This is a genomic window from Klebsiella ornithinolytica (assembly GCF_030505655.1).
GTDB classification, from domain to species: Bacteria; Pseudomonadota; Gammaproteobacteria; order Enterobacterales; family Enterobacteriaceae; genus Klebsiella; species Klebsiella ornithinolytica.
In genome coordinates, this window is sequence record NZ_CP130153.1 from 2,994,876 (window position 1) to 3,007,226 (window position 12,351).

Below are 12,351 nucleotides of genomic sequence, written 5' to 3' on the forward strand. Positions count from 1 at the left end.
CAGATGCGTCGTGAATTTCGCCCACTCTAGACAAAAACGATTGATAATCCAATTGTTGGCGACAGAAAAAGCGTGAAAAAATTCTCGCCATCGGAGCAGACTGAATCCCTCCGCAGGTTTGCCCTGCGGAGGCAGACGGGTTATTTGACGCTGACGTCGATACCCGGGAAGTATTTGGCCGCCAGACGGGTGATGGTGCCGTCAGCGCGAACCTTGTCGATTGCCGCATCGAGCTGTTTTTTGCTCGCCTCGTCGCCTTTGCGCAGGCCGTAGCCGATCCCGCTGCCGAGAATAGTATCGTCAGCCACCGGTTTGCCGATAAAGCCAAAGCCTTTGCCCTGCGGCTTGCTGAGGAAACCGGCCTGCCCGGCGGCAGACATCACCAGCGAAGCATCGATACGGCCATTCAGCAGATCTGCCCACGCCATATTTTGATCTTTATAGGAGACCACCGTCACGCCATGCTTCTCCCAGTGCTCTTTGGCAAAGGTTTCCTGAATCGAACCTTGCAGCACGCCGATGGTTTTGCCTTTCAGGCCTTCCGGGGTGGTCTCCATGCCGCTATCGGCTTTACCGACCAGCTGCGAGGGAATGCGATAAATCGGCTGGGTGAAATCAATGCTTTTGCGCCGCTGTTCGGTGATATTCATCGCCGAGTTAATGGCGTCGAACTTCTTCGCCACCAGCCCCGGGATCAGCGCATCAAACGAGGTTTCCACCCAGCTGCATTTCAGCTGGGCCGCCTTGCAGATGGCGTTGCCGAGGTCGATATCAAAACCCTCCAGCTCCCCTGCCGTATTGCGACTTTCAAACGGCGGGTATTCCGCTTCTACGCCGTAGCGCAGTTCGCCGGCGGCAAACGCAGAGAAGGTGCACATCATCCCTAAAGCAAGGGTAAGGGCTGTTATTTTCATCTTCATCGTGGGGCTCCTTAACGCGGCTTAACGTGACACAGTGCCTGCGCACCGGCCCGCAATGTGGCTTCATCTTTAGCAAAAGAGAGGCGAATCAGTTTGTTATCAGTACCATCCGTATAAAACGCCGACAGCGGGATCGTCGCTACGCCGTAGTCGGTTATCAGCCGCTTCACCATTTCGCTGTCGCTTTCGTCGCTGAAATGGCTGTAGTCCGCCAGCATGAAGAAAGAGCCGGCGCTCGGCAACAGGCGGAACGGTGAGTCAGCCAGCAGCTGGCGGAGTAAATCCCGCTTCTGCTGGTAGAATGGTGCCAGCGAAAGCCAGGACTGGGGATCGGTCATATGCTCAGCAAAGGCATATTGCATCGGCGTGTCGGCAGAGAACATCAGGAACTGGTGAACCTTGCAGATCTCGTCCATCAGCGCCGCCGGCGCAACGCAGTAGCCCACGCGCCAGCCGGTCACGTGGTAGGTCTTGCCGAACGATGAGATGATGACGCTGCGCTCAGCCAGCTGGGGATGGGTCGCCATCCCATGGTGGTGTTCACCGTCAAAAACCACGTGCTCATACACCTCGTCCGACAAAATCACGATATCGGTATGGCGCGTCAACGCCGCCAGCTGGTCTAAATCTGCACGGGAAAATACCTGGCCGCTGGGGTTATGCGGCGTATTGACAATAATCATCCGCGTCCGCGGGGTGATGGCGGCGCGAACTTCATCCCAGTTAACGTTAAAATCAGGCACCGTCAGCTTAATGGCTACCGGCGTCGCCCCCTGCAAGCGGACAATCGGCGCATAGCTGTCAAAAGAGGGTTCGAAGTAGATAACCTCATCGCCCGGATGCACCAGCCCACCGATAGCCGAGTAGATCCCCTGGCTGGCGCTGGCGGTAATCAGGACTTCGTGGTCTACGTCATAACGCGTACCGTACAGGGCCGCAACTTTCCCGGCAATTCGCTCCTTCAGCGCGGGCAGGCCGGTCATCGGCGCATACTGGTTATGCCCCTCCGCCATCGCCCGCGTGACCCCGGCAACCAGCCGGGCATCGCAGGCAAAATTCGGCGCGCCCTGAGAAAGGTTGATGGCATTATGCTGAGCGGAAAGTTGACCGATCACGGTAAAAATTGTCGTGCCGACATCCGGCAGTTTGGAGCGCGTCGTCACCGGGGAACTGAGACTCATAGTTAATCCTTTCTCATTTTATTTGCATAACCATTCAATCCAATGCGCTACCCGGCGACAACCGAATTGTTATCATAGTAGCCATGCATTCTGATCATGCCTTGAGAAAAGAGACGGCCAGCCCAGGCTGGCCGGAGCGGAAAACTACTTGCGGGTTAAGGTGTTAAAGCTGGTCATCAGATTGCGGTAATCGGGAATATGGTTGGAAAACAGCGTTGCCAGTCCCTCAACATCATTGCGCCAGTCGCGATGTAGCTCACACGCGGCGCCAAACCACGACATCAGCTGCACGCCAGCCTGTGACATGCGATCCCAGGCAGCATCGCGGGTAATCGGGTTAAAGGTGCCGGATGCATCGGTGATCACGAAGACCTCATATCCCTCTTCAATCGCCGACAGCGCCGGAAACGCCACGCAGACCTCGGTCACCACCCCGGCGATAATCAGCTGCTTTTTCCCCGTGGCCTTCACCGCATTGACGAAATCTTCGTTATCCCAGGCATTGATATTTCCCGGACGCGCAATATAGGGCGCGTCCGGGAACTGCGCTTTTAGTTCCGGCACCAGCGGGCCGTTGGGGCCGTTCTCAAAGCTGGTGGTCAGGATGGTCGGCAGGCCGAAATATTTCGCCATATCCCCCAGCGCCAGCACGTTGTTCTTGAATTTATCCGGGTCGATGTCGCGAACCAGAGATAACAGTCCTGCCTGATGATCCACCAGCAGCACCGCCGCCTCGCTCTTATCCAGACGTACGTAGGGTTTTGCCATGCTTGACTCCTCATTTAAACATCAGGTTATCCCCGCCAGCCTTCCCGCACCGGCAGATGTTTACTCTACAGGCAGATCATAGTTTACTCGTGGCCTGAGGATTAGCCGGCAAAAGTGGAACGCAGTGTCCCATTCGCTGAACAAAGTGGGCATACTGTCCATGATCAAAATGCATAGCTGGAGATGAGATGTCGCGAAGCGCCCTGCCTTTTCATGCCGTGGAAACCTTTCTGGTCACCGCCAGACACCTTAACTTAACCCATGCCGCGCGCGAACTCTGCCTGACTCAGGGCGCCGTCAGCCGCCAGATTGCGGCGCTGGAGGCGTGGTTTGGTTTCCCGCTTTTTGCCCGCCACGCGCGCGGACTGCATCTTTCACCGCAGGGCAGCGCCCTCTACCCGGAGCTCCAGTCGGCATTTGGCCGTCTGATCGCGGTGGCCGAGCAGGCTCGTCAGCAGCAGACCGTGGTGCGTCTGAAGGCGCCGACCTGCGCCATTCGCTGGCTGGTTCCCCGGCTGGTGGCTATTGAGCAACGTCACCCGGAACTGCAAATCGCCCTGACCACCACCACGGAACATGGCGTCAATTTCAGGACCGAACCCTATGACGCCGCCATCGTCTTCGGAACTCACCACAGCGTCGGCGATCTGCTGTTTGAAGAGGCGCTGACGCCGGTCTGTAACGGTGCCCTTGCGCGGGACAACATGCTCAATGACGTCACGTTTTTGCACCCGACCCGGGATAAGACCGACTGGTCGCTATGGCTGGCGGCATTCTCACCCGATGCCCCGCTACTGATGCGCAAAAATCAGCACTTCGACACCATGGATCTGGCGATCACCGCCGCCATGCAGGGGCTGGGCGTCGCCATGGCTGACGCCACCCTGGTGGCTGAAGATGTCCGCGCCGGCCGCCTGGTGCGCCCTTTCACCCTCAGCGTGAAAACCGGCGCCAGCTATCGGCTGGTGGTCCGCAGTTCGCAGAGTAAAGCCGACGGTCTGGCGCGGTTTCGGGAGGAGCTGGTTAATCCAGCGTAACGTGGTGGCGCATGACCCGGCGAAACAGCGCCAGCCGGGCGCGCATAAAGCGGTTTTCCAGCTTAAACCCGACCCGTTTATGGAGCCCGATGCGCAGCAGGCGATCGCGCCCGCGCAGGCTGGCGGGCCAGCGTACTGCTCCCGGCAGTTCGCTACAGCGATGCCCGGCAAGGCGGGCGAAGTTCACCCAGTAATCGGCGACCTGGGCGGCAAACGCACGGTCCTCCTCGCCGGCGTAGGTACGCACCGGCTCGGCCAGGGTGAGCGTGTCAAACACATAAGGCACTTCATCGCCGTGCCACGCCCCGTGCGGGCAGGTTTCATCGGCGGCCCGGGGAACGTAGTCAAACCAGTAGCGCCAGCACGGCTGTCCTACCCGCTGCTGGGCCTGCATCACCACATAGCCCAGCGTGGTGAAGGCCATATCGCGGCACACTTCGCGTCCCAGATTCTCATCCCCTTTCACGCCAGGATAGAGCAGTTTGATCAGTCCGAGGCCAAACCGCCGCTCGCGGCGCAGTTTTTGGATCTGCCCGGCGATATCGACGCCGAAGACCGCCATCACGCTGGCCTCGTCGCTGTTAGAGCCAACCATGACCGGCATCGGGTGCTGACGGCCGGCGAAAAAAGCCTCCAGCATCGGCTGCGGTAACACCGCATCGCCGACGATCGGCGCCGGTCCGGTATTCAGCGGTGCGGTCAGCGACCAGAACGCCTCCGCCGGAATCGCCCGCAGCTGTGCGGCGCTGGCCTCCGGCAGCGAGAAGTGTTCCGCCAGCAAACGCCCTTTCTCCAGCGCTTTTTCTCGCGGCAGATCCGGCAGCGTATAGCCGCTCTGGATGATGGCCTTATGGAACAGTCCGCGGGATTTTGGCGATACCATCAGCGAGAGCACGCTGCGCGCCCCGGCCGATTCGCCAAACAGGGTGACGTTGGTGGCGTCGCCGCCAAAGGCGTGAATATTATCCTGCACCCATTGCAGCGCGGCGATTTGGTCAAGGAGGGCGAAATTATAGACCCGTTCGCCGTCTTCCCCTTCCAGCGCCGGATGGGCGAAGAACCCCAGATGCCCCAGCCGATAGTTGACGGTCACCACCACCACGTCGCGGGCCGCCAGCGCTTTGCCATCGTAAGGCGGCAGGCTGCCGGCGCCAATGGTAAACCCGCCGCCGTGCAGCCAGACCATAACCGGCAGCGGCTGAGTACGTCCGGCGGGTGCCCAGACGTTAAGGTAGAGACAATCTTCTGAGAAGCGCCCGGGATCGCCGCCGCCCAGTTCGCGGCAGTACTCAATATCTTGCCAGCTGGCGGCGGAGAAGGTGTCGGCCTGGCGGACGCCCTGCCAGCGCGCGGGCGGTTGCGGCGCGCGCCAGCGGAGCTCGCCGACCGGCGGCGCGGCAAAGGGAATGCCGCGCCAGAGATGAATACCCTGTTCAGTGATGCCGGATAACGTCCCCTGCCGGGTTTTGACCAGTGGGGTAGACGGGTTCTGCATGACCTGCTTCCTTTTACTGACTGTCCTCAATGATTCATGTCAGCAGAGTACCGGTTTCAGAGCAGACCGCAACGACGTTTACTGCGCTCCTCCGCCTGTTGATAGAGAGTAAACTCGTCCAGCACCGGGCAACCCAGCGCCGTTTCAAAGGCGTCACGGCTGGCATTGCCATGGCTGCGGGCCTGAATTTCATTGCCGAGATTTGACTGGAAAATCCCTGCCGCGCTCACCGGTAAAAAATCTTCATAAATAATCGGTTGCGCCACCACCCAGCCGCGTTCGATCAACGGCTGCGGATCGTCGCCGGGGCCAAAGGCATGACGATGGGCTTCCCCGGCGGGGGTCAGACGATAGCGGAACCATGCCAGCCCCTGCTGGCGCAGCAGGAATTCGCTGTCCGGGAACTGGCTGAACACCTCCTGGAGATGACGCTGATGGTTGAGGTTGTCTTTACCCACGCCCGCTTCGTTCAACAAGCGATCGTACAGCGCCCGGCCTTTCGGCGTCAGCGCAATCCCGCGCTGCTCTATCTCGCCAAAACGCGCGCTGTGGGTCCCCTGGTGCTCCCCGGCAAAGACCACCGGTTCTTCGAGGGCCTTAAAACTGGTCTGGCGCAGCAGAATCGGCACCTCGCGGCGCGGCGGCCCTTCAATCAAAGCCTTCGGCACAATCCCGCACTCCGGCATCAGCGCCTGAACCCGGTCGATATCCAGCGTGCGCGGCGTCAGGTGGTTGATATGGCAGCCGGGGAAACAGACCACATCGGCAATCAGCCGGTGCTCATTATGCAGCGCATGATAGGTGTCGGCGTCCACCGTTGCGTGACTGTGCCAACGAAACGTCTCCAGCGCTTCGCGAACAAATTCCCGGGCCTGCGTCGATGAAAAATGCCCCTGTTCTTCGTGCACAGCGATGAGCTCGCGACAGCGGGGAGTAAAAATATCGCGCCGGGCGAGGATCGCCGCCGCACGCTGGCGCAGCTCAACGTTGGCAATCAGTTCCAGACGCAGCAGCGAGGTAAAAATACGAAACGGATTGCGCGCCAGCGCCGCGTCATCAATCGGACGAAACGCGGTGGAGTGCACCGGCACGCCGGCCTGCGACAGGTCGTAATAGCTGACGGGGAACATCCCCATAATGGCAAACATACGCCGCAGCGTCGCCAGTTCTTCCGCCGTGCCAACGCGGATCGCGCCGTGGCGCTCGACATTAAGTCGCGACAGCTCATCGGCATTCGCCAGTTGCTCATGCAGTTTAGGATGATGCTCCAGCACCGCCAGATTAACGTCAGCCACCAGCTCCAGTAACGTCCCGTACTGTGGAACTTCCTGCTGGTACATCGCCGACATTGCCTGCGAAAAGTTTTCCCGAATCTCATCAGCCGTGATGGTGTTCGCCATGATGCCTTACCTCCAGTGAATACTTCCTGGAGTGTAGAAAAGGCCCGTGGCAACGGCGGGAAGAATTTACAAATTGTGATGCGGATAACCTGCCTCTGTCCTCCATGCCATTCTGAGCATAACCGTGGGTTATGCAAAACGACCGTTAATTTCACTTTAAATTAACAAAGCGTTTACACACACTGTTTCTGGCGATATGACAATAAAAAGCCCTCTACCGATAAAAACGGAGCCACTACCCTATGAATGATAAATGGTCACCGCGCGAGGTTGTGCATCGCGACTACAGCAGTCACCCGCCCGCCTATGCCCCGGGCTACAAAACCAGCGTCCTGCGCTCACCGCGCAATGCGCTGATCTCATTACAGAATTCCCTGTCCGAAATTACCGGCCCGGTATTCGGCCACGACGATCTCGGCCCGCTGGATAATGACCTGATCCTTAATTACGCCAAAGAAGGTCTGCCTATTGGCGAGCGTATTATTGTCCACGGCTACGTGCGCGACGGCTTCGGCCGCCCGATGAAAAACACGCTGGTCGAGGTGTGGCAGGCCAACGCCGGCGGCCGCTATCGACATAAAAAGGATCAGTATCTGGCGCCCATCGACCCCAATTTCGGCGGCTGCGGCCGGATACTGACGGATGAAAACGGCTATTACTGCTTCCGCACCATTAAGCCAGGCCCCTATCCGTGGCGTAATCAGGTCAGCGACTGGCGCCCGGCGCATATTCACTTTTCCCTCTCCGGGGATGCGTGGGCGCAGCGCCTGATTACGCAAATGTATTTCGAGGGCGACCCGCTAATTAAACAGTGTCCGATCGTCAAAACCATTAATAACGACGAGGCGGTTCGCACGCTGATTGCCGAACTCGACACCCATGCCGCCGTACCGCTGGATTGCCTCGCCTATCGCTTTGATCTTGTGCTGCGCGGCCATCGCGCCACGCTGTTTGAAAATCGCACCCAGGGGGCCGCCCGATGAAAGACTATTTAGCCGAAACCGCCTCGCAGACCGCCGGCCCCTATGTGCATATCGGCCTCGCACCCGACGCCGCCGGCTTTCATATCTTTGAAAAGAACTTCGGCCCGCAGCTCACTACGCCGGACACCGAAGGTGAACGCATTACGATCGAAGGTCGGGTGATCGATGGTTCCGGAACGCCGGTGCGTGACGTGCTGCTGGAACTCTGGCAGGCCAATGCCGCCGGGCGCTATCACCACCCCGACGATCGTCAGCTACATAAAAAGCTCGATCCGGGCTTTCGCGGCTGGGGTCGCAGCTGTTCGGACTTTACCTCCGGCATCTGGCGCTTTGAGACCATCAAGCCGGGAGCCGTCGTCGGTCGCGATGGCCGGATGATGGCGCCGCACGTCAATTTATGGGTGGTGGCGCGAGGCATCAATATTGGTCTCAACACGCGGATGTACTTTTCCGACGAGCAGGAGGCGAACCAGGCCGATCCGGTGCTGAATCTGATTGAGTGGGAGGTGCGTCGCCAGACGTTGATTGCCCAACGCGAAGTGCGCGGCAGTGAAATTGTCTACCGTTTTGATATTCACCTGCAGGGTGAGAACGAAACCGTCTTCTTTGATATCTGAGTAACTTTCCGTCTGATTTTGCCCCGACCGGGTTCGGGGCGTCTGTTTTTTCATCAAAATAAAAAATTTGTAATACAAGAGAGTGAAATGTTAATAATATTTTGCTATCAGGTTATCAAATTTCAATAACTTCGCTTGTCACCCACTGCGCTCTGTTTTTAACATCAACTATGGAAAAAAATGGTCTTTTTAGTCAGCGCATTCGTTTGCGCCATCTACACACTTTCGTGGCCGTCGCTCAACAGGGAACGCTGGGGCGTGCGGCTGAAACACTTAATCTAAGCCAACCTGCCTTATCAAAAACGCTCAATGAGCTGGAGCAGTTGACTGGTACGCGACTGTTTGAACGCGGGCGGCTGGGCGCTCAGCTGACGCTGGTCGGCGAACAGTTTCTCACCCATGCGGTTAAGGTCCTCGACGCGCTGAATACGGCAGGCCAGGCGCTTAACCGTAAAGAGGGGCTGAATAACGATGTGGTGCGCATCGGCGCACTCCCGACCGCCGCCTTAGGCATTTTACCCACCGTCATCGGCCAGTTTCACAAGCAGCAGAAAGATATCACCCTGCAGGTCGCGACCATGAACAACACCATGCTGCTGGCGGGCTTAAAATCGGGAGAAATCGATATTGGGATCGGCCGCATGTCTGACCCGGAGCTGATGAGTGGCCTCAACTACGAGCTGCTGTTCCTCGAATCTCTGAAGCTGGTGGTACGTCCCGGTCATCCGCTATTGCAGGAAACCGTGACCCTCAGTCGGGTGATGGAGTGGCCGGTCGTCGTCTCCCCTAAAGGCACCATTCCGCGGCAGAATGCGGAAACGCTGCTGCAAAGCCAGGGGTGTAAAATTCCCGCCGGCTGTATCGAAACCCTCTCCGCGTCGCTCTCGCGTCAGCTGACCGTGGATTATGACTACATCTGGTTCGTCCCTTCCGGCGCGGTCAAAGACGACCTGCGCCGCGGGCTGCTGACCGCTCTGCCGGTACCCACCCAGGGTGCGGGCGAACCGATCGGCATTTTGACGCGCGTCGATGCCACATTCTCCTCCGGCGCACAAACTTTACTCAGCGCCATTCGCAAATCCATGCCGGCGTAATGAACGCCGGATACGGCATCTGACGCCCTGTCCGGCCCTTCCCAGCCCCTTCTCACCCGCCCGCCGCCAGGCTTTTGGCCGCCGTAGCCCGGCGGAAAAATCAGCGTGCTAATCAATTAATGCGAAATTGTTTATTAACAATTGCGCAAACTTCATTAACAGATTTATCATTGTCACGATTTCACCAAATGGTTCATTCGAAATCAACGTAACTTGTGAATACCGCCAACATGAAGGCGTATTCCACTTCACTCAAAAGCACCCCTGTATTTTTTGATTCATTTGGTTCGCATCTGAGAACGGATGGTTTAAGGAGACAAAATGGCAACTGGCAACGTGCCGCGAGGATTCCCCCGGATCCTGCAGTGGCTTCTCGCCGGGCTGATGCTCATCATCGGCCTGGCTATCGGTATTCTTGGGGTCAAGCTCGCCACGCTGGGCGGTACCCTCTATTTCGCAATCATGGGTCTGGTGATGGTTATCGCCGCCGTGCTTATCTTCCGCAATCGTCGCGCCGGTATTGTGCTGTATGCCATCGCGTTCATCGCCTCTGTGGTCTGGGCGATCGGCGATGCCGGCTGGACCTACTGGCCGCTGTTCTCGCGCCTGTTCGCGTTCGGCGCGCTGGCGCTGCTCTCGGCGCTGGTCTGGCCCTATCTTTCGGCCCCGCCGGCGAAGAAAGGCCCGGCGTTTGGCCTGGCCGCGGTGCTGGCCGTGGTGCTGGCCGCCAGCTTTGGCTGGATGTTCAAATCACAGCCGCTGGTCAGCGCTACGGAAGCCGTACCGGTAAAACCGGTTGCCCCGGGTGAACAGCAGAAGAACTGGGAGCACTGGGGTAACACCACCCACGGCGACCGCTTCGCCGCCCTCGACCAGATTAACAAACAGAACGTCAACCAGCTGCAGGTTGCCTGGGTCGCCCATACCGGCGATATCCCGCAAAGCAACGGTTCCGGCGCGGAAGACCAGAACACCCCGCTGCAAATCGGCGATACGCTGTATGTCTGTACGCCGTACAGCAAAGTGCTGGCGCTGGATGTCGATAGCGGAAAGGAAAAGTGGCGCTATGATTCAAAAGCCACCGCGCCAAACTGGCAGCGCTGCCGCGGCCTCGGCTATTACGAAGACAGCCAGGCCCAGGCCGCCGCTGCAGGTGACGTTCAGCCTGCCGCCTGTGCCCGCCGTCTGTTCCTGCCGACCACCGATGCCCGTCTGATCGCGATTGACGCCGATACCGGCAAAACCTGTGAGACTTTCGGCGATCGCGGTATCGTCGATCTGAGCGTCGGAATGGGTGAAATCAAACCGGGCTACTATCAGCAAACCTCCACCCCGCTGGTTGCCGGTAACGTCGTCGTTGTCGGCGGCCGCGTGGCGGATAACTTCTCCACCGGCGAGCCTCCCGGCGTGGTCCGCGCCTACGATGTTCACACCGGTAAACTGGCCTGGGCGTGGGATCCGGGTAATCCGGGCCTGACCGGCCTGCCGCCGGAAGGCCAGACCTACACCCGCGGCACGCCAAACGTCTGGTCGGCGATGTCCTATGACGCGAAGCTGAACCTGATCTATCTGCCAACCGGCAACGCCACCCCGGACTTCTTCGGCGGTGAACGAACCGCGCTGGATGACAAATACAGCTCCTCGATCGTCGCCGTTGATGCCACGACCGGCCAGGTACGCTGGCACTACCAGACCACCCACCACGATCTGTGGGACTTCGACCTGCCGTCACAACCGCTGCTGTACGACCTTCCCGACGGGAAAGGCGGCACCACGCCGGTGCTGGTGCAGACCAGCAAGCAGGGGATGATCTTTATGCTCAACCGCGCGACCGGGGAACCGGTAGCGAAAGTGGAAGAGCGTCCGGTTCCGGCCGGGACGATTAAAGGCGAACGTTACTCTCCGACGCAGCCCTACTCCGTGGGTATGCCAATGATTGGCAATGACACGCTGAAAGAGTCGGATATGTGGGGGGCGACGCCGGTGGACCTGCTGATGTGCCGAATCGCCTTCAAAGCCATGCGCCATCAGGGTATCTTCACCCCGCCGGGCGAAGACCGCTCGCTGCAGTATCCGGGCTCGCTGGGCGGCATGAACTGGGGCAGCGTCTCGGTGGATCCGAACAACAGCCTGATGTTCGTCAACGATATGCGCCTTGGCCTGGCAAACTATATGGTTCCGCGTGAAAAAGTCGCCAAAGATGCCAGCGGCATCGAGATGGGGATTGTGCCGATGGAAGGGACGCCGTTCGGCGCAATGCGTGAACGCTTCCTGTCGCCGCTGGGTATTCCGTGCCAGAAACCGCCGTTCGGTACCATGTCCGCGGTGGATCTGAAGAGCGGTAAACTGGTGTGGCAGGTGCCGGTAGGGACCGTTGAAGATACTGGCCCGCTGGGTATTCGCATGCATATGCCTATCCCCATCGGGATGCCGACGCTGGGCGCATCGCTGTCGACCCAGTCCGGTCTGCTGTTCTTCGCCGGGACTCAGGACTTCTACCTGCGCGCGTTTGATACCGCCAACGGTAAGGAGATCTGGAAATCTCGTCTGCCGGTGGGCAGTCAGTCCGGCCCGATGACCTACGTTTCGCCGAAAACCGGCAAACAGTACATTATCATCAACGCCGGCGGCGCTCGTCAGTCTCCGGATCGCGGCGATTACATCATCGCCTACGCGTTACCGGAACAGAAGTAAGCGTCAGGGCCCCAAACGGGGCCCTGATTACTGGCAATGTGCGAGCCTGGGCAATTTGCCCGGCGGCGCTACGCTTGCACGGGCCTACCAGGAACGACGCCTGCACAGGCCTGCCGGAAACAGCGCCTTTGTCGGTCGGGCCAGGCGCCAACTGCCACCCGA

The 12,351-nt window shown here is 59.0% G+C and carries 10 protein-coding genes; 5 read left to right on the top strand and 5 right to left on the bottom strand.

Annotated features, from left to right (window positions below; translation table 11 throughout):
• Positions 1–140: 140 nt before the first annotated feature.
• The 3 genes from Q1L34_RS14375 to ycaC all read right to left on the bottom strand — a co-directional run bounded on the left by Q1L34_RS14375 (position 141) and on the right by ycaC (position 2,869).
• A complete protein-coding gene (locus tag Q1L34_RS14375) occupies positions 141–914 on the bottom strand; it encodes a transporter substrate-binding domain-containing protein (RefSeq protein WP_015584434.1) in 774 nt (257 codons plus the stop codon).
• Positions 915–931: 17 nt separating this feature from the next.
• A complete protein-coding gene (locus Q1L34_RS14380; protein ID WP_004861451.1) occupies positions 932–2,101 on the bottom strand; it encodes a pyridoxal phosphate-dependent aminotransferase in 1,170 nt (389 codons plus the stop codon).
• Positions 2,102–2,245: 144 nt separating this feature from the next.
• The gene (gene ycaC, locus Q1L34_RS14385) at positions 2,246–2,869 is read right to left on the bottom strand and encodes an isochorismate family cysteine hydrolase YcaC (protein ID WP_004861448.1); all 624 of its coding nucleotides are present in this window, start codon (positions 2,867–2,869) and stop codon (positions 2,246–2,248) included.
• Positions 2,870–3,057: 188 nt separating this feature from the next.
• On the opposite strand from ycaC, the gene Q1L34_RS14390 reads away from it, so the two are divergent.
• A complete protein-coding gene (locus Q1L34_RS14390) occupies positions 3,058–3,906 on the top strand; it encodes a LysR family transcriptional regulator (protein WP_004861445.1) in 849 nt (282 codons plus the stop codon).
• Here the strand turns inward: Q1L34_RS14390 and Q1L34_RS14395 are convergent.
• Positions 3,893–5,401 carry a carboxylesterase/lipase family protein gene (locus tag Q1L34_RS14395; protein WP_064357105.1) on the bottom strand — a complete coding sequence of 503 codons (1,509 nt, stop codon included), beginning with the start codon at positions 5,399–5,401 and terminating at the stop codon, positions 3,893–3,895. The genes Q1L34_RS14390 and Q1L34_RS14395 overlap by 14 nt on opposite strands.
• A gap of 56 nt (positions 5,402–5,457) precedes the next feature.
• Positions 5,458–6,801: a 2-oxoadipate dioxygenase/decarboxylase HglS gene (gene hglS / locus Q1L34_RS14400; protein WP_004861438.1), complete on the bottom strand. Its 1,344-nt coding sequence runs from the start codon at positions 6,799–6,801 to the stop codon at positions 5,458–5,460.
• Between the two features lie 242 nt (positions 6,802–7,043).
• On the opposite strand from hglS, the gene pcaH reads away from it, so the two are divergent.
• From pcaH to Q1L34_RS14420, 4 genes are all read left to right on the top strand, one after another.
• Complete coding sequence (pcaH, locus tag Q1L34_RS14405) at positions 7,044–7,784, top strand: protocatechuate 3,4-dioxygenase subunit beta (RefSeq protein ID WP_004861436.1); 741 nt, start codon at positions 7,044–7,046, stop codon at positions 7,782–7,784.
• Entirely contained in the window at positions 7,781–8,401 is a 621-nt protein-coding gene (gene pcaG, locus Q1L34_RS14410) for a protocatechuate 3,4-dioxygenase subunit alpha (protein ID WP_015584437.1), read from the top strand. The genes pcaH and pcaG overlap by 4 nt, the downstream gene beginning before the upstream one ends.
• Positions 8,402–8,571: 170 nt before the next feature.
• A complete protein-coding gene (locus Q1L34_RS14415; RefSeq protein WP_004861430.1) occupies positions 8,572–9,495 on the top strand; it encodes a LysR substrate-binding domain-containing protein in 924 nt (307 codons plus the stop codon).
• A gap of 321 nt (positions 9,496–9,816) precedes the next feature.
• The gene (locus Q1L34_RS14420) at positions 9,817–12,189 is read left to right on the top strand and encodes a membrane-bound PQQ-dependent dehydrogenase, glucose/quinate/shikimate family (RefSeq protein ID WP_032717379.1); all 2,373 of its coding nucleotides are present in this window, start codon (positions 9,817–9,819) and stop codon (positions 12,187–12,189) included.
• The last annotated feature ends 162 nt before the right edge of the window (positions 12,190–12,351 follow it).

Bases quoted from the DNA above. Each gene is read 5' to 3' on its own strand.
- Q1L34_RS14390 (WP_004861445.1), top strand. From the start codon at position 3,058: ATGTCGCGAAGCGCCCTGCCTTTTCATGCCGTGGAAACCTTTCTGGTC.
- pcaG (WP_015584437.1), top strand. From the start codon at position 7,781: ATGAAAGACTATTTAGCCGAAACCGCCTCGCAGACCGCCGGCCCCTAT.
- pcaH (WP_004861436.1), top strand. From the start codon at position 7,044: ATGAATGATAAATGGTCACCGCGCGAGGTTGTGCATCGCGACTACAGC.
- Q1L34_RS14415 (WP_004861430.1), top strand. From the start codon at position 8,572: ATGGAAAAAAATGGTCTTTTTAGTCAGCGCATTCGTTTGCGCCATCTA.
- Q1L34_RS14420 (WP_032717379.1), top strand. From the start codon at position 9,817: ATGGCAACTGGCAACGTGCCGCGAGGATTCCCCCGGATCCTGCAGTGG.
- Q1L34_RS14395 (WP_064357105.1), bottom strand. From the start codon at position 5,401: ATGCAGAACCCGTCTACCCCACTGGTCAAAACCCGGCAGGGGACGTTA.
- hglS (WP_004861438.1), bottom strand. From the start codon at position 6,801: ATGGCGAACACCATCACGGCTGATGAGATTCGGGAAAACTTTTCGCAG.
- ycaC (WP_004861448.1), bottom strand. From the start codon at position 2,869: ATGGCAAAACCCTACGTACGTCTGGATAAGAGCGAGGCGGCGGTGCTG.
- Q1L34_RS14375 (WP_015584434.1), bottom strand. From the start codon at position 914: ATGAAAATAACAGCCCTTACCCTTGCTTTAGGGATGATGTGCACCTTC.
- Q1L34_RS14380 (WP_004861451.1), bottom strand. From the start codon at position 2,101: ATGAGTCTCAGTTCCCCGGTGACGACGCGCTCCAAACTGCCGGATGTC.